Origin of the sequence: Thermoleptolyngbya sichuanensis A183, from assembly GCF_013177315.1 — a bacterium.
GTDB classification, from domain to species: domain Bacteria; phylum Cyanobacteriota; class Cyanobacteriia; order Elainellales; family Elainellaceae; genus Thermoleptolyngbya; species Thermoleptolyngbya sichuanensis.
Map to the genome: position 1 here is coordinate 3483480 of NZ_CP053661.1, position 21394 is coordinate 3504873.

Annotated in this window: 17 protein-coding genes and 1 pseudogene; 9 read left to right on the top strand and 9 right to left on the bottom strand. The window is 57.9% G+C overall.

The window, feature by feature from the left end; all coding sequences use genetic code 11:
- Window positions 1-20: 20 nt before the first annotated feature.
- Window positions 21-695, top strand: a complete 675-nt coding sequence (locus tag HPC62_RS14515; RefSeq protein WP_172356800.1) for a DUF2301 domain-containing membrane protein — start codon at window positions 21-23, stop codon at window positions 693-695.
- 32 nt (window positions 696-727) lie between these two features.
- On the opposite strand, the gene HPC62_RS14520 is transcribed toward HPC62_RS14515, so the two are convergent.
- Window positions 728-1624: a polysaccharide lyase gene (locus HPC62_RS14520; RefSeq protein WP_172356802.1), complete on the bottom strand. Its 897-nt coding sequence runs from the start codon at window positions 1622-1624 to the stop codon at window positions 728-730.
- A gap of 672 nt (window positions 1625-2296) precedes the next feature.
- Here HPC62_RS14520 and hemB point away from each other — a divergent pair.
- Together hemB and HPC62_RS14530 are read left to right on the top strand one after the other, a co-directional pair.
- The gene (gene hemB, locus HPC62_RS14525; RefSeq protein ID WP_172356804.1) at window positions 2297-3286 is read left to right on the top strand and encodes a porphobilinogen synthase; all 990 of its coding nucleotides are present in this window, start codon (window positions 2297-2299) and stop codon (window positions 3284-3286) included.
- 810 nt (window positions 3287-4096) lie between these two features.
- Window positions 4097-4315, top strand: a complete 219-nt coding sequence (locus HPC62_RS14530; RefSeq protein ID WP_172356806.1) for a hypothetical protein — start codon at window positions 4097-4099, stop codon at window positions 4313-4315.
- 325 nt (window positions 4316-4640) lie between these two features.
- Here HPC62_RS14530 and HPC62_RS14535 read toward each other — a convergent pair whose 3' ends face one another.
- From HPC62_RS14535 to HPC62_RS14550, 4 genes are all read right to left on the bottom strand, one after another.
- Window positions 4641-5414, bottom strand: a complete 774-nt coding sequence (locus HPC62_RS14535; protein ID WP_172356808.1) for an SDR family oxidoreductase — start codon at window positions 5412-5414, stop codon at window positions 4641-4643.
- 147 nt (window positions 5415-5561) lie between these two features.
- Window positions 5562-6269 (bottom strand): ribulose-phosphate 3-epimerase, encoded by a 708-nt coding sequence (gene rpe, locus HPC62_RS14540; protein WP_172358967.1) that lies wholly within the window; start codon window positions 6267-6269, stop codon window positions 5562-5564.
- Between the two features lie 304 nt (window positions 6270-6573).
- Window positions 6574-7887, bottom strand: coding sequence for an NF041680 family putative transposase (locus HPC62_RS14545; RefSeq protein ID WP_172353244.1), 1314 nt, complete (start codon window positions 7885-7887; stop codon window positions 6574-6576).
- Window positions 7888-8102: 215 nt separating this feature from the next.
- Window positions 8103-8543: an ArsI/CadI family heavy metal resistance metalloenzyme gene (locus HPC62_RS14550; RefSeq protein WP_172356810.1), complete on the bottom strand. Its 441-nt coding sequence runs from the start codon at window positions 8541-8543 to the stop codon at window positions 8103-8105.
- Between the two features lie 143 nt (window positions 8544-8686).
- Between HPC62_RS14550 and HPC62_RS14555 the strand changes: the two genes are divergently transcribed.
- The 5 genes from HPC62_RS14555 to HPC62_RS14575 all read left to right on the top strand — a co-directional run bounded on the left by HPC62_RS14555 (window position 8687) and on the right by HPC62_RS14575 (window position 16843).
- On the top strand, window positions 8687-9043 hold the full coding sequence (locus tag HPC62_RS14555) for an ArsR/SmtB family transcription factor (RefSeq protein WP_172356812.1): 357 nt from the start codon (window positions 8687-8689) through the stop codon (window positions 9041-9043).
- Entirely contained in the window at window positions 9018-9737 is a 720-nt protein-coding gene (locus HPC62_RS14560; protein WP_172356814.1) for a DUF6962 family protein, read from the top strand. Before HPC62_RS14555 ends, HPC62_RS14560 begins: the two co-directional genes overlap by 26 nt.
- Before the next feature lie 629 nt (window positions 9738-10366).
- Complete coding sequence (locus HPC62_RS14565) at window positions 10367-13327, top strand: glycerol-3-phosphate acyltransferase (RefSeq protein WP_228721627.1); 2961 nt, start codon at window positions 10367-10369, stop codon at window positions 13325-13327.
- A gap of 195 nt (window positions 13328-13522) precedes the next feature.
- The gene (locus HPC62_RS14570) at window positions 13523-15169 is read left to right on the top strand and encodes a hypothetical protein (protein WP_172356816.1); all 1647 of its coding nucleotides are present in this window, start codon (window positions 13523-13525) and stop codon (window positions 15167-15169) included.
- Window positions 15170-15217: 48 nt separating this feature from the next.
- Window positions 15218-16843, top strand: coding sequence for an alpha/beta hydrolase (locus HPC62_RS14575; RefSeq protein WP_172356818.1), 1626 nt, complete (start codon window positions 15218-15220; stop codon window positions 16841-16843).
- A gap of 34 nt (window positions 16844-16877) precedes the next feature.
- Here HPC62_RS14575 and HPC62_RS14580 read toward each other — a convergent pair whose 3' ends face one another.
- From HPC62_RS14580 to HPC62_RS14595, 4 genes and pseudogenes are all read right to left on the bottom strand, one after another.
- Complete coding sequence (locus HPC62_RS14580) at window positions 16878-17327, bottom strand: DUF6036 family nucleotidyltransferase (RefSeq protein ID WP_172356820.1); 450 nt, start codon at window positions 17325-17327, stop codon at window positions 16878-16880.
- 257 nt (window positions 17328-17584) lie between these two features.
- A complete protein-coding gene (locus HPC62_RS14585; RefSeq protein ID WP_172356822.1) occupies window positions 17585-18175 on the bottom strand; it encodes a Uma2 family endonuclease in 591 nt (196 codons plus the stop codon).
- Between the two features lie 91 nt (window positions 18176-18266).
- Window positions 18267-18473 (bottom strand): annotated as a pseudogene (locus tag HPC62_RS14590) (hypothetical protein); the annotation flags it as partial.
- A 166-nt stretch (window positions 18474-18639) separates the two neighbouring features.
- The gene (locus HPC62_RS14595) at window positions 18640-20412 is read right to left on the bottom strand and encodes a ShlB/FhaC/HecB family hemolysin secretion/activation protein (protein WP_205370637.1); all 1773 of its coding nucleotides are present in this window, start codon (window positions 20410-20412) and stop codon (window positions 18640-18642) included.
- Window positions 20413-20975: 563 nt separating this feature from the next.
- Between HPC62_RS14595 and HPC62_RS14600 the strand changes: the two genes are divergently transcribed.
- Window positions 20976-21314, top strand: coding sequence for a hypothetical protein (locus HPC62_RS14600; protein WP_172356826.1), 339 nt, complete (start codon window positions 20976-20978; stop codon window positions 21312-21314).
- Window positions 21315-21394: the final 80 nt, after the last annotated feature.

Sequence of the window (21394 nt, forward strand, 5' to 3'; positions counted from 1 at the left end):
TTATGGAGCGAGGTATAGCCATGACCCACACCCTTGCTGAGCCGGAGGTTTATCAGGGACAGTTTGGTGAGTTCACGATTACGAAGGGCGATCGCCTGGGGGTCGTCCTATATCGGGCGGCGCTGATGGTGGCGGCGCTGTGTTTTGATGTGGGCACGGGGCTGGTGCTGGGGCGCGGCGACGACCCGACGGTGCTGCGGTGGCTGAGTCCGCTATATACGCTGTTTTCGCTGGCGCTGGGCGCGAGTCTGCTGCTGATTCACATTTATATGAAGCCGCTGCATCGGGCGCTCCAGGCGTTTTGGCTGGTGGGGGCGATCGCGGCGATCGCCGTTGCCCACCTGTATCCAGAGCCATTCGTGCAGTCAGTCTATCTGCACCCGCAGACCCTTCTGGGCGTGGGGTTTACTTTTGCTGCGCTGACGGGCATTTTCTTCAAAGAAGCGTTTTGCTTTAACCGTCTGGAAACGAAACTGCTCACGCCCCTGGTGCCGCTGCTGCTGCTGGGTCACCTAGCGGGGGTATTGTCACCGGGCATCGAGAGCAAGCTGCTATTGGTCTGGGCGATCTTGATGCTAATCTTTGCGGTGCGAAAGTGTGTCCAGGCAATCCCGCCGGATATCGGCGACAAGAGCGTGTTTGAATATCTCCGGCAGGAAAGCCAGGTCGCTAAATCAGCTAAATCAGCCGATTAGGTAAGCTGACCCATGAGCTGAATCGGGTGCGCCTAAAGAACTGAGTAGACGACAAAATCCGCAAAATCAGCATGAACCGAGCGCGGCGTTGCCCAGGAGGGGTCTTCTCCGCCAAAGAAGGTAGAAAACAGGATGCCGTCGATCTGAAGCTCTGGCACGGTGCGGAATGTCACACCCTGCTTGTCTAAAACCTGACGGCCGTTGAACCAGACACGGATGCGGCCATTCGCCTGACCAGGCGTATTTAGCGTCACTTCCTGATCGATGCGATGCCAAACGCCCGTGCTAAAGCGCCAGTTGCCCCGCCCAATCGAGGTGCCATAGCCCCGGCTGGTTGGCAAATAGGCATAGACTTCCCCTGCGCCATTCTGCCGCCACATAAATCGGGTTGAGAACCCATCGGTGCCATTGGGAATGCTGCCACCCGTATTGCCTCTGCCGCCATAGAGTCCGGGCAGCTTGCCGCCGCGCACAAAGCTGAAATTGCTGGAAAACCGCACAGCATAGCTGAGCCGCACTGCTTCCTGGGGGCCAATGGGCAAGCGAGCGAAGAACTGGCTGCCGCCCAAGGGCACGTTATATCGGCTCACGGCTCCGGGGCTGATTGAACCCTGGGGATAGCGGACGCGCAGGAACAGGGGATGAGTACCGCCCCGTTCGCTTGCGATCTGTCGATTTTGCGGGCCAAAGCCGCCGCGCGTCTGCACACCCCAGCGCTGTTCCCAGCCTTGTCCAAAGTTGCCGCGCCACAAAACTCGCGATTGAGTCGTCGCACGGCTGAGCAAAGTAGGATGGGAGGATTCTGCTGACGGTGCAGCGTCAGTGAGATTGGCTGTACCAGAAACTGCAAGCGGCGTGTATGAGCAGCTTGTAGCTGCTGCCAGCAGGGCGATCGCCCACCGTGGAAATCTTGCCTGAACTTGTGTCATGGTTTATCAATCCAGCAACGACTTTCATTGAAGAAGTTGAGTAGGGTCAGCGGCCAGGCGCAGACGCTCAGCTTCTCGAACTCTTTTACAAATGATTTGAAATCTTTACAGGCAAGTTTCTGTGAAGATGTGGAGAGAAGACGTGGAAGCTCCGGGGTTCAGGAGGGACCGATTCTCGATTTCGGATTTGCGATTTGGCTTGCCAGCCAAGGGGCTGCGGGGCTTTCCGCAGTTTCACCTGTAGCGTCGCTCAGGAGAATTGATATCAGAACTCGAAACTCTCGCAGTTCCAAGCCCCCTCGCGCCTGCATTGCAGAGCAACAATCCTCAACTTCCGCCACCGCAAGCTTTTACAGTTTGTAACGTTTGCATTGAGCCGGGGGGCCAACCCACGCCGTAGACTTGATGAATGCATGGCACTTGGCTTCTTGGCACTTGGCTTCTTGGCACTTGGCTTCTGGCTGTGCTTGCTTCTAGTCTTATATTCAGGGCGCACCCCAGTTCTGCAAGTTTGCCCTCATCCCCCAGCCCCTTCTCCCAAAGCGGGAGAAGGGGAGCCGGATTGGAAGTCCCTCTCCCGCTTTGGGAGAGGGATTTAGGGTGAGGGGTACAAAAGTGGGATGCACCCTATCTCCAGCTTCATCCTTCATACACAGGTCTTTTTTAAGAACTATGTTTCCCATTCAGCGTCCTCGTCGTCTCCGCAGTCATCCCCAGTTGCGCCGCATGGTCAGCGAAACGGTGCTGAACACCAGCGACCTGATCTATCCGCTGTTTGCGGTGCCGGGGGAGGGAATGGCGACCGAGGTGCGGTCGATGCCGGGGGTGTACCAACTGTCGATCGACAAAATCGTAGAGGAAGCAAAAGAAGTCTACGACTTGGGCATTCCTGCCATCATTCTGTTTGGCATTCCCGCCGACAAGGACACCGACGCGACGGGGGCGTGGCACGATCACGGCATTGTGCAACTGGCGGCAACGGCGGTGAAGGAAGCCGTGCCCGACCTGATTGTGATTGTCGATACCTGCCTGTGTGAATACACCTCCCACGGGCATTGCGGCTATCTGGAGGTGGGCGACCTGACGGGGCGCGTGCTGAACGACCCAACACTGGAGCTACTCAAGAAAACCGCCGTCTCGCAGGCAAAGGCAGGAGCGGATATCATCGCGCCGTCGGGGATGATGGATGGCTTTGTCAAGGCGATCCGCGAGGGGCTAGACGAAGGCGGGTTTCAAGATATTCCGATTCTGTCCTACGCGGCGAAGTATGCGTCGGCGTATTACGGCCCGTTCCGCGATGCGGCCGAGTCATCTCCGCAATTTGGCGATCGCCGCACCTATCAGATGGACCCTGGCAATCGCCGCGAAGCCCTGAAGGAAATTGAGCTAGACATTGCCGAAGGGGCAGACATGTTGATGGTCAAACCTGCGCTGTCCTATATGGACATCATCTGGCAGGTCAAGCAGGCATCCAACCTGCCTGTCGCGGCGTATAACGTTTCAGGCGAGTACGCTATGATCAAGGCAGCCGCTCTCAATGGCTGGATTGACGAGCAGCGCGTCGTTTTGGAAACGCTCACGAGTTTTAAGCGTGCTGGGGCAGACTTGATTCTGACTTACCACGCAAAAGATGCCGCCCGCTGGCTGGCTTCTGGCTCGTAGCATCTGCCCTTTAACCATTCACCTTCCCAATCCTGACCTTCCTGGCCCTCTACCCAGGTAGCTCTAGCACGGGTTTTCTTCGGCATCATCGCTCGGCTTCTGTTACGGTTCGACGTTTGCTTCGGAGACTTGAAAGCTGGGGTGCTTCGCTTTGCCAGGGTGCCAGTTTAGTTCAGATATCGTTTAGGCCTGAATAGGCGCTTTAAGCGCCGATTTTCGGCATTTAGTTCAGCAGGATTTTAAGTAGGCGCTTGTTTTCGTGAAGCAGGCGCAGGAATACTTGTAATCCTGGCTAGATGGCCTAGAATTGACAATATTCTGTAGGCATAAAACTCTAAGTGGACAGAATCTTAACTGTCCTATCTGCTGATCAAGGGCATAAGTTTGCCAGGACGCAGAGGAGATTTTGAGTAGCCTGTAGATGTTGCCTTGCGGAGCGATCGCCACAAGCCCCCTGTATCGACGGGCGATCGCACAATTTGCTCTCAACCCAAGCCTCTACGGTTGATTTTTACTACTTTTTCCTGATAGAGGAAACTCCTTTTGTAGGGAGGATTTTAGGAATTCCATCCTTCTGTCTGGTTTTCGTCCAGACTAGTCTTCGGCCAAAAGGTAGCAAGCAGAAGGTGGCAAGGAGATCAAAACCGCATCTACAGTTCACCGGTTCGAGAATTGCTGCTCATAGATGATGATCACAAGTTGCTGAATCACAAATTGCTGAACTGATGTAGAAACGGGTCTCTTTAGAAACTGGTCTTTTATTCTTTTACAGGTCGCGGCTCTGAGACGCTGCGTGTTCTTTGTTGATTTATGAAATACACGATTACTCATACCGGAACGGACTGGTTGCTGAAAATCTGGGAACCTGCGCCTGTTGACAGCGCACGAGATCTGCCGTTTCTTTACAAAATCAAGTTGCGGTTTAGCTCTGAGAAAGAAGCGTTGATGGTGCTTGACCACTACAAGATGCTCTACTCAGGCACGAGCCATCTAGAGATATCAGACATGGGGGCGCTCATGGCAGTCTAGATTGACTAGATTAATTGTGATTGACTAGATTAATTGTGCCCAGATTAATTGGGTTTAGAAACGGTGAGTGGCGATTCCCAAGATTCCCAAAAAGATTGCTTCGGGAAAGATTGCTTAGGGACTATTCTAGAAACTGCTCTAGAACTCTAGAGAAATTGCTCTAGAACTCTAGAAATTGCTCTAGCAATCACTCCCACTTCTTCTTTCCTGAAACACTTCACTCATCCGAACACAATCCGAAAAGAAGTCAGTCCCCTTTTGCAAAGTTTCTGCCAAGCCTTTTGTTCGGTTCTGCGGTTGCAGGGTTTCTCTTTTGCGTAGGTTCCTAGGGGCGGCGATGGGCCATTGTGGTACTCGCCTGAGCTACAGGCATGAGAATTACGTCGTTGATATTGACATGGGCGGGGCGCGTGGCGCAGTACAGCACTACATCGGCAATGTCCTCAGCCGTTAGCGGTGTAAGCCCTTGGTATACCTTGCGAGCGCGATCGCCATCTCCATGAAACCGCACCTCGCTAAACTCGGTTTCCACCATGCCCGGATCAATCGAGGTAATTCGCACAGCGGTTCCCAATAAATCCAGCTTGAGGCACTCCGTCAGGCTTTTGACGGCGGCCTTCGTGGCACAATACACATTGCCGCCGGGATAGGGCTGGTGTCCGGCGATGGAGCCGATGTTGATCACATGGCCGCGATCGCGCTGCACCATCCCAGGGAGAATCGCCCGCGTAACGTAGAGCAACCCCTTCACGTTGGTGTCGATCATTTCTTCCCAGTCTTGCACCTGGCCTTCGTGGAGCTTGTCTAGCCCCCGGCTTAGCCCTGCATTGTTCACCAAAATATCGACCGCCGCCCAGTCTTTGGGCAGTGCGCTCAGCGTAGACTCGACCCTGGGGCGATCGCCCACATCCAGTTGCAGCAGCAGCGTCTCCGTTCCAAACTGGGTCTTGAGCGCGGCTGCTAGCTCCTCTAGCCGCTCCAATCGCCGCGCTACCAGAATGAGCCGCGCCCCTGCCTCCGCAAAAAAATGGGCACAAGCCGCACCAATGCCGCTGCTTGCACCCGTAATCAGAACAATTTGGTTTTGGATAGAAGCCATTGGAGGGGTCAGGTTTTAGGAATCCGGATTCATCCTATCACCCGCCCCGGCTTTCCCTTGCCGGAACCCTCGCTCGTAAGCCTAAGCCGTGATCCTAAGCCGTGATCCTAAGCCGTGATCCCCAGCCATGCTCCTAAGCCGCTGCTCCTAAGCCGTTGCCAGGGCAGGCTCTGGACGCTTGCTGTGGCGAATGCCTTCGATGGCTTCGGCATAGTCCTTCGCGCCGAAGACCGCAGACCCGGCCACGATTGCGTTTGCGCCTGCTTCCAGCACTTGCCAGGTGTTGTTCACCTTCAGCCCACCATCGACTTCGATCCAGGGGTCGAGGCCGCGCTCGGCGCACATTTCGCGCAGCTTGCGGATCTTGGGCACCACTGCCGGAATGAAGCTCTGGCCGCCAAAACCGGGGTTGACGCTCATAATCAGCACCAGGTCGCACACCTCCAGCACATACTCAATCAGCGTCAGCGGCGTAGACGGATTCAGCACCACTCCGGCCTGCTTGCCCAGTTCCTTAATCTGGCAGAGGGTGCGGTGCAGGTGGGGAGAGGCATTGTGTTCGGCGTGGACGGAGATAATGTCGGCTCCGGCTTTGGCGAAATCTGCCACGTATTTTTCTGGCTCCACAATCATCAGATGCACGTCCAGCGGCTTTTGGGTGTAGGGACGAATCGCGTCTACGATCAGCGGGCCGATGGTGATGTTGGGGACAAAGCGACCGTCCATCACGTCTACGTGAATCCAGTCGGCTCCGGCCTGGTCAACCGCTTTGATTTCATCACCCAGGCGACTGAAGTCGGCAGATAAAATCGACGGGGCAATGACGATGGGCTTTTGTGAAGTAGGCAGGGTCATGGCGGCGGGTTCTCCTGGGTTTGATTTGGTATCAATTTTAACAAAGCTCATCCATCAGTCCAGACCCTTTGCAAAGAGGTTCAGGGACAATTCTTAAGGCTTTATAAAAAAGCTGTCTACAAGAAGCTTTATACAAAATGGAGAGTCGCGCAACTGCTCATCGAGAAATTTTCTGAGAAACTTTCTGAGAACTTTAGTTTGGACTAACTGGCATCACAATAATGCTCAACAGGATGCCATAAAGAATCTGCTCAACCGTTCATAACAGTTGAACTTAAGGAATTGGATACAATCCTGCTCGCAGTTAAGCTGCTGTTGCAACCGGACTGTTCAGGGATTGTTCGGATGTCTTGCGTTTCGAGGCTCGTTTTTTGACCATCGGATAGCAGGGACGAGGAGTTGGCTTGTGCCCCTTGCCTCGTCCTGGCGATTTACCACGAGGTTTAGGCGCAGGAGCAGGGGTGCCAATCGCTGCCAAAATGCCTGCAAACGCTTGTGCGACCCGACCCGGAGTCAACGTTTCTTGCGGTGCCTGCCAGGGCAAGGGGTGGTCAGTACAGTCCTTTCGCGCTAACCACAACTGCCAACTGAGCAACGGCATCAGGCTGCTCCACTGTTCGGTTGCCGATACAGAACTGAACTGGGGATGTGTCCAATATAGCCTCTGCTTGGCAAAGCGATACCAGTGTTCAATGGCAAAGCGACGGAGGTAGTGCAACCACAGGGTTTCTAACGGAGGCATCTGCTCACCCAGCCAAACTAACCACAAAGGAGCCAAGCGTCGCGTGCTGCTCTGTGTCTCCAGCACCTCCACGCGCAACACTTCCATTGCCCGTTTGGGGGATTTGCGGAAATGGTATGCACTCCAACGACTGACCCGCACTCGTCCCCAGTTGGGATCATCGACTTCAACGGTTTCGACCGGGACACTCCAAGTGTCAGGGTCATTGAGTTTCATCTTATGTCCATGCTTGGCAGGTGCGCCTCGCCCTCGATACGCTGGGGGCGCGCCATAGACACATCGATTGGATGTAACCCGCAGCAGCAAGTCTGCCTCAATCCCTGCCGTTTGGTTGACAAAACTGGCATTGCCGTACCCTCGGTCGTAGATCGCCAACGGACGCACCGCTAACTGCCGAGTCACTTGTTTGAGTTGGAATGCCGCTTTACTGGCGGGTGTTTCAAAGCTGGTGATGCGCTCATGCCGCAATGGTAATGCCCAACTGCCCCTGTCTTCAGCAATCCAGGCTAAGGTACTGTAGTTTTGTCCGGCTATCGGGGCATGTCCTGTTCTGCCTGATAAGGTGCGGTCTTTCAAACGCCTGGCAGCAGGACGGTTCCACCGACTCGCATCACCTGCCAACAACGGTTGCTGCTGAGTCGGTATCTGCTGCACCAACAGCTTCAGCACCTTTGATCGGGGTAGGCGGCTATCGCGCAACGCTTCATAGGTGCTCGACCACTGGCGACGAAAGACAGGACTCTGCGATAGCCTCACAAACGACACGATGCACGCACTCACTAACACGGCATCCATCAGATCAAACAGGGCATCTCTGGCGTTTCCCAAGCTGGCATACAACGTTTGGCGAAATTGCTGAAGTTCGTTGAAAATCATGGGGTCAATGTTGGTTGTACTTCATTGACCTTACGGCAGTCGGTGCTTCTCATTGACTGCCTTCCTCTTCACCATTAGTCCAAACTAAAGTGAGAAATTTTCATTGAGAAATTCGAGAAATTTGCCGCTCGCCGCTTACCCAGCCTTGGATTCTGGCAGACGCTTCTGAATAAAGCCTTATAAAGCCCTGAAACCAGCCCTGGAAAAGCTAGAGGCTAGCTCTTGCACATGACACAGTCTTGGGATGCAGTCGCCCTTGGAACGGGGTGCAGTCCTTCGGTTGGCGGCACGGGCGAATCTGCCAGGACGGTGTAGATTTCCCACGGTGCGCCGTCGGGGTCGTGAACCCAAGCCTTATCTTGCAGCGCATAGCAACAGTTGGTTTGCGGTTCGGGCACAGTGGCCAGGTCGAGTTGCGCGAGGCGATCGCCCGCCATCTTCACATCCTCCGACGTTTCCACCTGCACACCCAGATGGTTGAGCCGCTCCGTCGCGTTGGGATTTTCAATCAGCACCAGCTTCAGCGGCGGCTGGGCGATCGCAAAGTTGGCATAGCCGGGCCGCCGCTTGGCAGGTTCGGTGCCAAACAGCTTGCTATAGAACACAACGGCTTCATCAATGTTGCTCACATTCAGCGCCAGTTGTACGCGAGACATCGGGTTTCTCCTGAGTAGAAGTTGGCATCAGTCACTCAATCTTGGCAGTCATCGATATTGACAGCCGTTCATATTGACAACCATCAATATCGACTCCCATCAATATACTGGCACTCTATATCGATGAGTGTCAATATGAAAATATGAATTTCCCTAAATCTGCTCCACCAACTGCCGTGCCGACCTGCTGCACTCCGCTGCTGGCAGGCGCATTACCGCCCGAAGACGCGGCCCGGCTTGCTGCCCTGTTTCGCGTGTTGGGCGAACCGGCCCGCCTGCAACTGCTCAGCCTGATCGCGTCCCAGCCGGGTCAGGAAGCTTGCGTCTGCGAATTGACCGAGCCGCTGGGTCTGTCGCAGCCGACCATCAGCCACCACCTCAAGGTGATGTACGAAGCGGGACTGTTGCAAAAAGAGCGGCGCGGCAACTGGATATATTACCGACTGGTGGGCGATCGCCTGGAACAGTTGCGCGTTGCCCTGGCCAGCCCAGCCCGCTGAACCCACTGCCCGCAGGCCCCGTGCGATGACGCTGAGCGAACCCATTACCACGCTGACCGACTATGCGATCGCCCTGGAATGCCTGATCTTTGCGGTCTGCTTGCTGAAACAGGCAGCACCCCCCAAGCCTGCAAAGGGATGGATACTGGCCTTTGTCAGCACGGCGCTGGCTGCGGCCCTGGGCGGCACGCTGCACGGATGGAGCGCCGCGTTGTCGCCGGGTTGGGCATTGGGCCTGTGGCGAGCCATGCTGCTGGCGCTGGGGGTTGCCAGTTATGGGCTGGTGGCTGGCGTGAGTGCGGATTGGGGGCCGGGGGGCAAATTGGGCAAGGTGCGCCAGTTGGCGCTGGGCAAGCTGACGGTGTATGGGCTGTGGGCATGGCAGGCGGAATCCTTTTGGGGGGCGATCGCCGACTATCTGCTGTCCATGCTGCTGGTGGCGGGTCTGGTAGTGGGGCTGATATTGGGGCTGGTGGGGTCGGGGGCGGTTCTGGTCGGCCCAGCGCAGCGGGTCGCTGCAGGATGGCTATTGGGCGGGGTGGGTCTGTCGTTTGCCGCAGCCGGGGTGCAGGTGGTGCAGCTTGCCCTGCGGCCCTGGCTCATGCCCAATGACCTCTATCATCTGGTGCAGATGGTCGCGCTCTATGCGTTCTTTCGCGCAGCGCAGCCGCCTCCTTCTCACGCTGTTGGGTAAGTTCGTAGCGTTGTAAATGACCTGCTGGGCTGCTTTGCCGATGTCTTTGTTCAGCCACTTTGCGAGGCTGCCGCCCGATTCTTCCCTAGCGGTATCCTCTAGGGTGTCCAGCAGGAATGTGGAAAGTCCAGCCACGAGCGGCGCTTCAAATCCAGTCATGAGGAGGGCAAGAGAAATTTAGCTCTGAAATTTAGCTCTATTATGGCCGGTGAATGCGGGACTCTGGGATTTTAGGTTCTGGTATCGCCGCCGTCCGGAAGTCCCCCTTGCTCAAGGGGGATGTAGGGGGATCGGTTCGGGTACAGAAGCGATCGGAGATCCCCCCTAGCCCCCCTTATCAAGGGGGGAAAGCCGGAAGTCCCCCTTGCTTAAGGGGGATTTAGGGGGATCGGCTCGGGTACAGAAGTGATCGGAGATCCCCCCTAGCCCCCCTTATCAAGGGGGGGAAAGCCGGAAGTCCCCCTTGCTCAAGGGGGATTTAGGGGGATCGGCTCGGGTACAGAAGTGATCGGAGATCCCCCCTAGCCCCCCTTATCAAGGGGGGGAAAGCCGGAAGTCCCCCTTGCTCAAGGGGGATTTAGGGGGATCGGCTCGGAATTCGGACGATCGAAGATCCCCCCTAGCCCCCCTTGGTAAGGGGGGAACCGGAACCGGAGCCGGAACTGGAGCCGTTTTGGGTAAGGTGCCTGATGTCGCTGATGCAAGTTTGGGGCGTATTTCTAATCTTTGTGCTGTGCCCTGTGCTGGGGGCGCTGCCGCTGATTGAGTGGATCGTGCGGGGGCTGACGGGGAAGCGCCTGTCGAAGCTGGGCACGGGCAACGTTAGCGTGTCGGCAGCGTTTTATCACGGCGGGCGGGCGGCGGGCATTCTGGCGGTGCTGTCGGAGGCGGCGAAGGGAATTGCGGCGGTGCTGCTGGCGCGGCAGTTTTTTCCGGCGGAGTCGCTGTGGGAGGTGGTGGCGCTGATGGCGCTGGTGATGGGGCGCTATTGGGGCGGGCGCGGCGCGGGCACGACGAACGTGGTGTGGGGCTTTTTGCTGCATGACCCGGTGGCGGCGGGGCTGGTGGCGCTGATCGGCGGCATTGGGTTTACTGTGTTGCGCGATCGCACGCTTGGCAAGCTCAGCGTCCTCGTTTTGATGCCGATCCTGGTGGCGCTGCTGCATCCCTACAGCGGCAAGCGGGTCGCCATTACCGCATTGCTCAGCCTGCTGCTGGCGTGGATTTACCAAAAAATTCCCGACGATCTGGATCTATCGGCAGAGGAAGCTCAGGAGGAATCGAAGCGCGTGTTTCAGTTTTTTCGGGGCGATCGCGCCTTACTGTCCCTGGATCAGGCTCTCTCACCGGCAAAAGTCGGCTCCAAAGCCGCCACCCTGGCCACCCTCAAGCGCCTGGGCTATGCTGTGCCCGATGGGTGGGTGCTGCCACCGGGAGACGACCCCGCGCCGTTGCTGACTGCCCTCTCACCCAGCGCCGATGCGCCCTTGGTGGTGCGTTCTTCTGCCATTGGTGAAGATTCGGACACGGCTTCGGCGGCGGGGCAATACGAGTCGTTTCTGGAGATCACCAGTCCGCCCGCGCTAGAGCAGGCGATTCTGCGCTGTCAGGAGTCCTACAACCTGCCCAGGGCGGTGCAATATCGCCAGCGCCAGGGCAGCGCCGAGGGGGGCATGGCGGTGCTGGTGCAGCGGCAGGTGGCGGGGGCGTTTTCCGGGGTGGCCTTTAGCCGCGACCCGATCCAGCGGCAGGGCGAGGCGCTGGTAATCGAGGCGCTGCCGGGGCGGGCGGATCAGGTGGTGTCGGGTCGGGTCACGCCGGAATCCTACCGTGTGTGGCTGCCGGAATCGCCAGAGGACACCCCCGACCCTGAAGCCTTCCCGATAGAAGGAACGGGCGATGTGCCGCTGGCGGTGATCCGGCGGGTGGCGCTGCTGACGCGGCAGATCGAAGCCCAGTTTCACGGCGTTCCGCAGGATGTGGAATGGAGCTATGACGGGCAGCAGGTGTGGATCTTGCAGGCGCGGCCGATTACGACGCTGGTGCCCATCTGGACGCGCAAGATTGCCGCCGAGGTGATTCCTGGCTTTATCCGGCCGCTCACCTGGTCGATTAACCGACCCCTGACCTGCGGCGTGTGGGGCGAAATTTTTACCATTGTGCTGGGGAACCGCGCTCAGGGGCTGGACTTTGAGGAAACGGCGACGCTGCACCACTCTGCTGCATACTTTAATGCGACCCTGCTGGGCGATATTTTTCGGCGGATGGGGCTACCCGCCGAGAGCCTGGAATTTCTCACCAGGGGCGCAAAGTTCAGCAAGCCGCCGCTGGGGTCTACGCTGCAAAATCTGCCTGGACTGCTGCGGCTGGTGCAGCGCGAACGACGACTGCTGAAGGAGTTTACCCAGCGCGATCGCCAGCAGTTTGCCCCGGCGCTGGCCAACCTGGCCGCCCGGCCCGCCGACTCGCTGGCCACCGCCGATCTGCTCGATCGCATCGACCAGATTTTGGAACTGCTGCGCCCCGCCACCTATTTCAATATCCTTGCGCCGCTGGGATTTGCCGCCCGACGCGCCCTGTTCCGGGTGGATGAAGCGGCGCTCGATAACAGCGTGATGCCGGAGGTGGCGGCCGTGCGATCGCTCCAAACCCTGGCCCAACAAGTGCGATCGCACCTGCCCGCACCCCCTGCTGACCCCGACGTGCTGTTGATGCAGCTTGGGGAAACCCCGGCGGGACGGGACATTCTCCACCAGTTTGACCAGTTCCTCGACCGCTATGGCTACCTCAGCGAAGTAGGGACAGATATCGCCGTTCCGACCTGGCGCGAGGCTCCCCAGGCTGTGCAGCGCCAGCTTGCCCAATTTGCCCAGCTTGACCAGTTTGCGACCGTACCCGCTGCGCCGCAGTCTAGACCGCCTGCTGGCAAGGTGCGAACCGTCCAGCAGCGGCTCGACCTCAAGGGGCGCGTGGCTGAGGTTTACAATCGCCTGCTGGCAGACCTGCGCTGGAGCATTGTGGCGCTGGAGCAGCGCTGGCTGGCTGACGGCTTGCTGAACGCGGCTGGTGATATTTTTTTCTTGGAAATTTCGGAAATTCGGGCGGTGGTGACAGAACAGGATGCCGATTGGGGTTTGGTAAAACGGCGGGTACAGGAGCGGCGATCGCGCTTCGAGGAAGATTCCCAGCAGACGATGATTCCCCTGCTGGCCTACGGACACGAGCCGCCGCGCCCGGTGGCCCAGCCAGAACAGCCCGCCCTCAGCAGACTGATCGGCATCGGGGCCAGCCCTGGCGTGGCGGTGGGGACAGTCGTGGTGGTGCGATCGCCCCAGGACGCGCCGCCCCTCGACCGCTCCTATATCCTCGTTGTGCCCTACACTGATGCAGGCTGGGCCCCGCTGCTGGCGCAGGCGGGCGGGCTGATTGCCGAAGTTGGAGGGCGGCTCTCCCACGGGGCGATCGTCGCCCGCGAGTACCAGGTTCCCGCCGTGATGAACCTGGCCAGCGCCACGCAGCGGCTTCGATCGGGCCAGCGGGTGCGGCTGGACGGAGAGACGGGCGTGGTGGAGGTGATGGAACCGGAATAGTCGAACGCTGGGGACACCCGCGAAACGATGGCAATTGCCTGGGCTATGGGATGTACTACGGGATATGCAACGCTGCAAAAATTCACGCTGCAAAAATTCACGCTGTAAAAATTCACACGGTCATCTCTAGTGCTGCGATCGCCCTGGGCATTCTGAGAACAGGCGCCCAACCTCACCCCATCCCCCGATCCGCTCATGGTGTCTTTTACTGCCGCACCTCCAAACTCTGCGCCGGCCTCGCCCCACCTGCTAACGGCGGCCATTTTGCAGTTGCCAATGCCCGACGCTGCCGATCGGGTGGCATCGGGGCAGGTGGTGCGGGCCCTGCAAACGCTGATGGCGGTGATAGACGAGGTGCGATCGCCCGAAAACGGCTGGGATGCAAACACGCTGCCGACCCCAGAGGCGATCGCCCCCTATGTAGCCGACGAAGCCTGTGACCTGTTAGAAGCGCTAGAAACGTCGGAAGCGCTGGCCGCCGAGACAAGCGACCGCACGTTTCCCACCGAGGCGGCCGACTCGCCCAAACCGGCCCCCCTGTGGCCCCCCTACTGCACGCTCGACAGCCTCACCCCCCGGCTGCTGTGGGGGCTGGCCCGCAGCGCGGTAGAGGTGATGCGGCTATTGGAAAGTGTGTCTGCGACGGTGGCTCCGGCGGGGGCAGTGCGCCAGCGGGGGCGGCTGCGGCTGGCGGCGGTGCTAGAGCTACACACTGAGGACGGCAGCCAGCGCCATGACCTGGTGATGCATCAGCCAGGGCGATCGCCCCTGTCGCTCGATGCCCAGGTCTATGAACTCGACGGCACAGCAGTTTCCGGCACGCTCACGGCTGGGCAAATCCTGACGGCGATCGCCCAGCAGGTGGAACTGGTCACGCCGGCCCTGTCGCCGCTCTTGGTGGGTCTGCCGATTCAACTGCTGCTGCCGGAATATGACTGGCAGCCCGCAACGCTGCGCCTGCACCTAGAGCTAGAGTTTGTGCCCGGTGGACTGCCCGCCTCGTCAGAGTTGCCAAATGCTGTGGCTGCTGGGGCTGCTGAGGCTTCGGAACCGCACGATGCGATGCCGTCGAACGATGAGGAAACCCTACCGACCACCCTCCAGTTCACGCCGGGGGCCTGGCTCCAGCGCTATTGCACCCACCTGAGAGACTATGCACTCGCCCACCAAGCCCTGCATCTGAGCGGCTGTCGCATGGTGTCCGAAGCCGTCTTCCCGCTGCCTGCGGAAGAGGTGGTGCCGCGGTTGGTTGCGGATGCCTGCCTGCTGCTGGATTTACAGACTTACTCGCCGCTGTTTGCGCCGATCGACCGCTGGCAAGACCGGATGCCGGGCGATCGCCTGCGATCGCGCCTCCTGTGGAGCCTCAGCCGCAGCAGCCCAGCTATGATGCAGCTCCTCGGCGGCGTGAAGGTGCGAATGCTGCAACCGGAAGCACCGTGGGATGCAGGCACGCTGCGGCTGCTGGTGACGCTGAAACTGCAAACACCGGAAATGGACTGGTACATTGACCTAGCGACAGGGCAAATGCCAGAACCAACGGTGTTTCCGCTGGCGGCGGACGTGGTGCTACAAGCGGGCGACCTAGCGTTCGAGGCCCAGCCCGAGGCGGCCCTGCCGCCGCTGTCGCTACAACAGCCCACGCCCTTGGCGCAACTGACCGAGCATGTAATGCAGCAAATCGAAACCGCTGTGCCCGAAGTGCATCTGCTGCTGGAGGGCGCTGCGGTAGATCTGTGGAGCGAAGCCGACCCCGAACCCCATCCCGCAACGCTTCAAGTCTTGGTGGATTTTGACTTTGTACCGGACTGGCACCTGACACCCGATCCACATCGCGACTAGAATGAAGTGTCGATTTGGCAATCAGTCGATTTGGCACACTGGCATCGGATGAGAGGAGTTCGTCGCTACACGGCTCTGGCGCTGCTGAGCGCGTTGGCGATATTGGGAACGACGCTTCCTGGCTGGGCTGCAACCCAGATTTATCTGCGCTATGGCCCGCTCCGCCTTAATGTTCCGGTGCAGGCAATTGAGAACTTTGGCAAAACAGGCGACGACCCCCGCCTCAGGTTCTATCTCAAGCGGCTTGCGCCCCATCAGCGATCGCAGCTTCAAAACACCCTCAACGCCACCTACGACGTGGACTTGATGATGGTGTCGCAGTTTAGCTATACCCGGTCGGGAGAGCGGCTGCTGCAAGAGGTAGGGGGGCTACTGCGGACGGCATCTGGGCGCAACGGCGCGGGCAGCCTGCGGAGTGCGGGCATTTTGGCGGCGGCCGATCCAGACGGCTTCAGCGTGCTGAGCTTTCTGCGGAATTTGCCCGTAGATATGCAGATCGACCTGCGGCAGGCCCTCGCCTTTCAGCGGCGACTGGGGGCGCTGCTGCAACGGACGGCAGTTGTGACCAATCAGGTGATTGACGCGACGCAGGCGATCGCCCAGACTGAAGCCGACGTGCTGCGAACCCTGCCGCCCATCGACCCGCGCCAGCCCGGTTCCGTCGCGTTCCAATCCCAAACGCTGCGGCTGGTAGATGCTCAGCGCGATCGCCCCCTTGTGGTAGACCTCTATCTGCCAGCGGTGGATAGGCCCGCCCCGCTGATCGTCGTGTCGAACGGGCTGGGCGCACGGCGCGATCGCTTTACGCGGCTGGCCAGCCATCTGGCATCGCACGGCTTTGCGGTGGCCATTCCCGACCATCCAGGGAGCGATCGCGATCGCCTCCAGGATTTTTACGACGGGCTGCACCGAGAAAACTTCGACCCCGCCGAGTTTGCCAATCGCCCGCTGGATATCTCCTTCTTGCTAGACGCGCTGGCTGAAATGCCGCAGCAGGGACAGTTCCAACGCATCGACCTGGAGCGGGTGGGGGCGTTTGGCTATTCCTTTGGCGGCACGACCGCCTTTTCCCTGGCGGGCGCAGAGATACAGCTTTCGTCGCTGGAGCCAGCCTGCCAGTCCGATTCGTTCATTCTCAATATTTCGCTGCTGTATCAGTGTCAGGCGCTCGAAGCCCCGCCGCCGCCCAACCTGCGCGACCCTCGCATCAAGGCGGTCTATGCCTTTTTGCCCTTTGGCAAGAGCCTGTTTGGAACGGGTCTCTCGCAAATTAACGTGCCTCTGCTGTGGGAAGCGTCCGACGAAGACTTGCTAACGCCCATGCTCAAAGAACAGGTTCCCTCGTTTCAGCAGCTTACCCCCTCCGCGCCCCAGGCAGAGCGCTATTTCGTACTGACCAAAGGACTGCCCCACGCCCGCATCAGCTACGAAATCGCCGGCCGCACGGCTGGCGGAGATTCTGGGTCAGACCGCCCCACGACTCGCCCCTCCTGGGAAGACATCAAAGCCATCTCCGAGCGCTATCACCACGCCCTGACGCTGGCATTTTTCCAGACCCACGTTGCCGGAAATGAGGACTATCGCCCGTTTCTCACGGCAGCCTACGCCACCCAGCTTGCGGAGCCGTCTTTCCCGATCGGCTTTGTGGCCTCCCTTGATGCCGTGGAGGATTAGCCCGTGGCAGAGTTGCCTGAATAGTGATTTTGCTCTATTCCAGATTTTCTAAGTCATTGAGATCCTTCAGCCTGCCGCTAGCTTGCTTATTGCGCTTTAGATCTTTCAGGCTAATAATCTTCACCTCAACACCATCCAGTACATCAACTGTCTTCTCTGCGTAGCATTCTTCAAAAGACACCCCAGAAATGGTAGTCAGAACTTCGATTCTAAATGGAGGAACCCCCATACGAGCGATTTTGTTGGGTTGTAAAAATAGCTCTGAGGTTAGCCCCTCTACATTGAATCCAAACTCTCGAATTGCATCCACTACTTTTTGAGCGTTTCCTGGATTGATTGCAATCCAGATGTCTATGTCGGCGGTTGCACGGGCATAGCCATAATATCCAACCGCATAGCCACCGATTAGTAAATACTCAACTTGTTTTGAATTCAGCAATCTCAAAAAATCTTTGAAATCTGACGGTAGAAGGCTTGTAGCCATAGATAACCTGTCGCATCTGCTCTATTGCTTGCAGCCGCTCATGGGGTGTTTTTGAGCGCCAATATTGCGTCTCATCGGAATCGTCAAACAGAGACACAACAGAAAAAGCAGTTTTATCTACGCTAAACATAAATGCAACTAACAGAGTAATTTTGGAAAGCATTACTCTAATTTTTAATCAGTTTAGAGTGCTGCACTAGTGCTAGTTTACTATACTCAAACCCTGCTGGATTCTCTCGCTGGCGATCGCCCCTCACTCATCCTGCGGCAGTTCCAGGCACTTTTTGGTAGAGGGTGGCGATCGCACACTCCAGCCCCACACTCTCAAAGCGCACCGTGTCACCCACGCCGTAGCGCTGCCCAACCCAGCCCTCTGCCGTCAGCCGATAGCATTCCAGCGCCATTTCAGCCTGATTCACTAGCACGTACTCGCGCAGGGTTGGCACGGTCTGATAATCGGCAAACTTGTAATCGGCAAACTTGTCGCCCCGGTCAAACGCAGCCGTGGAGTCTGACAGAATCTCGATAACCAGCGTGGGAAAGCGGATGAAATCTTCGGTCGTGGACAGGTCGCGCTCGTCGCAAGTGACGACGACATCAGGATAGTAGTAGCAATCGGCCGCCTCTAGCCGCACCTTCATATCCGACGACATCACCAGGCAAGGCGAATCTTGCAAATAAACATTCAGCAGCGTGGTCAGGTTACTCGCCAAAATAACGTGGGACTTTTTCGCCCCCACCATTGCATATACATGCCCCTGCCGATACTCATGCTTAATCGGGCTGACTCGCTCGCCCGCCAAATAATCTTCTGGAGAGATGTAGAACCTGCTGTAGGGCGCTTTCATCGACTCAAGCCACACGCCAAGATTCTATTCAGTATGACATCACTCTAAAGGTAATGAAGGTAAAGGGCGATCGCCCTCTATCTTCCCCTTCCTATTCCGGTGCCCACGGCCCCACCACCGCCTCGCCGCGCTGCTCTTTGGCAGCAAGCTCCAGATTCAGCAGCAGCAGCCGCTCTAGCAGGTCGTCGTCTTGGGCAAAGCCGTAAGCCTTGAGCACCAGCGCATCAAGCTTGGCATGGAGCTTGGCAAGCTGGCTGCTGGGTTCATGAAAGTATTCGTTATAAAGCTGGGTACTGCCCTGACACAGACATGACACAGATCATGGCTCAGAATTCCCTGATCTCGTCTTCCTTTCTCTGCGGCACAAACTAACTGCGGCAGACACTAAGTAATGCACCGCGTAGTAATGCACCTCGTAATGCACTTCGTAGGTCGCCATATTCGCGATCTCCTGGCGCGACGAGCTAAAACGGGAAGTAGCGCACCGACAGGTAGAATCCGTTATCTTGCAGCGAGTCGCCCTGAGACTGCGCCTCGATCAGCGGCAGCCCATAGTCTAGCCCCACCACCAGATTGGGCAACGCCTCCCAGCGCAACCCTGCGCCAATGCCCAGCAGAAAGTCGTCTTCTGGATTATCGAGGTCGATGTTCCACGCATGGCCCGCGTCCAAAAATGAAATTAGCGTCAGGCGGTTGGAGTTTCGCAGCAGCGGAAAGCGGGCTTCGAGAGACCCCCAGATGGCGTTGTCGGCCACAATTTGGTTTTGGGCATAGCCGCGCACCGTGTCGAAGCCGCCCAGCCCAATCCGCTCAATCGACAGCAGCGAGTCGGGCGTGAGTTGGGCATTGAGCCGTGCCAGAAAGAGCGATCGCCCCGAAAAGCGCCGCACCCATTGAAACTGCCCCAGCCATTTGACAAACAATCCGTCTGTGCCGCTGTCGTTGACCGTTGCGCCAAAGGCATCCAGCCCAAAGCTAAACTCTGACCGGGCGGCTAACACGCTAAGGCGATCGCGCTCTACCCAGTCCTGAAAAAACCGCAGCGCCGTCACCCTGGATTCGCCGTTTTCTGCGCCGCGCGAAAAGCTGAAGGGGCGATCGCCCAAAATGAACGTCTGGCTGCGGCGCAGATCTAGCCCCACGCCAACGGCAAATTCCTGATTCACGCTGCGCGAGAGGGGCTGGCGAAACTGGAGCGACCAGGTTTCGGCCTCGCTGCGGATGTCAAAATCCTCAAACGCATCTTCGATAATGCGGCTATCGTTGGTGTTGTAGCTGAGGGTAATCGTGCCGTCGCGGGGATTGACCGGAAGGCTAACGCCGATGTTGTAAAGGTTTAGCCCGTCGGTGCGGCCGTAGCTGGCGAAGAGGCGATCGCCCGCGCTCAGCAGATTGCTGTAGCTGGCAGAGACGCTGAACTGCGCCGAGCCAATGCTAGAAGACTGATAGTTGTCTGCGCCGATATTTGCAGAAAACGGTGACGCTTCCTGCAAATTTACCGCCAGCAGGCTGCGGCCGGGAACGCTGCCCGCCGTCAGTTCTGCATCCACCGATTCAATCTGTGGATCAATTTGCAGCAGTTGCAGGGCCCGCTCCAGATCCCGCTGGTTTAATGGTTTTTTTCCGGCTAAGCGAAGGCGCGATCGCACGTAGCTCGGATTCAGACGCTGCAAGCCCGTAATTTGAATAGTGTCTTCTAGTTCTCCTTCCACAACTCGAATTTCGACCACGCCGCTGCGAACGTCTTGGTTATTCGGCAGGAACGCGCCCGACGTGATGTAGCCCCGCTCCACGTATAGCTGCGTGATGGCGCTGCGTAACCCGATTAGTTCTTCAAACGTCACGTCTCGATTCACGCAACACTGAACGGCTTCGGCAATCTCGTCGTGCAGGATAGAGTTCCCCGTCACGATAATTTCATTCACCCGAAAGCGCACCAGCGGCACTGCCGGATCTGAAGCTGGCCCTCCCAAACTGGGGTCTAGCACGGGCGGCGACGGCTCAGCAGGCACTTCGACGGGCAGCGGCGGCGTGTCTCGCGGCTGCTCGATGGGGAAAGGGCGCGATTCAACCTCTGGCGGCAACACCCCAGGTGGAGTGGCCCCGTCGGGAATTGCCTGGGCGATCGCCCGGTGCTGCCCTGGAAACACCAGCACGAGTCCGGCGGCGGCCCACAGCACCATTCCCGTAGCGCTCCCTTCAACCATTGCCCTGCCCACGCTTCGGACGGTTGCCATTGCCTGTCTCATGCATGACTCTCTCGACTCAACGCCAGCCCTTCGTCCATTTGTTTACCTACACCTCTGAGACAGATCTACCTGAGAAGAACGCCCTATCCATACTCAATCCTGCCAGCATAGTAAAAAACCATTGCCTGTAAATCTACCACCCCAGGTGGCTTCCTCATGCATCCACAGTCACGCCGGCTCAAAATTGATGAATTTTATGAACTTTTGGAATCACTCGCCAAGTTGACGGGTCAATGCCTGCACCGGACAGCGGGAAGCGCTGGAGATCCACAGCATCAGAGTGTCCAGCGCGGGTGATGGAGTGATTGTTAGCAATGTGGAGGCGGAACAGGCAGACGGCTCGGCAGACTAGCGACGGCTTGAGATGAAGCAGCAGCAGACTGCAACTTAAGCGACAGGGCGATCGCCATTTCCTGAACATGAAGCGCGATCGCCCTGTAAAGACACTATGAACTGGTGAGATAGTGTCGGAAACCGGATGAGTTACATAGGTATTTTGCAGGTGTAACGGTTCCGCTCAAATACCTCATACACTCCTCTTGCATTCACCTATGAAAATGTTTCACATTGCTGCGCTGGCCCTTGCCCCGGTGGTTTCGATTTTGGTGAGCAGTTCCGCTTTTGCTTTGGAAGGAAGAGACGATAGCCTCCGGTGCAACTTCCAGTTTGTGGATCAGACAATGGATTCGCTGATGAACATTCGTCAGCAAATGGACACCAATGGTGAGCTACGGTTTCAGATTCAACTGATCAATGCCTGTACTGGGCAGCGGGAAACGCTGGAGATCCGCAGCGTCAACGTATACAGCACGGGTGATGTGGTGATCAACGGCTATGTGGAACACGCAGACGGCTCCGGAGACTGGCGACGGATCGAGGTGAAGCAGTAGCACCCTGGCTGCAAACGGGCAAAGGATACAAACGAAAGGGCGATCGCCATTTCCGCATGGAAGCGCGATCGCCCTTTTGA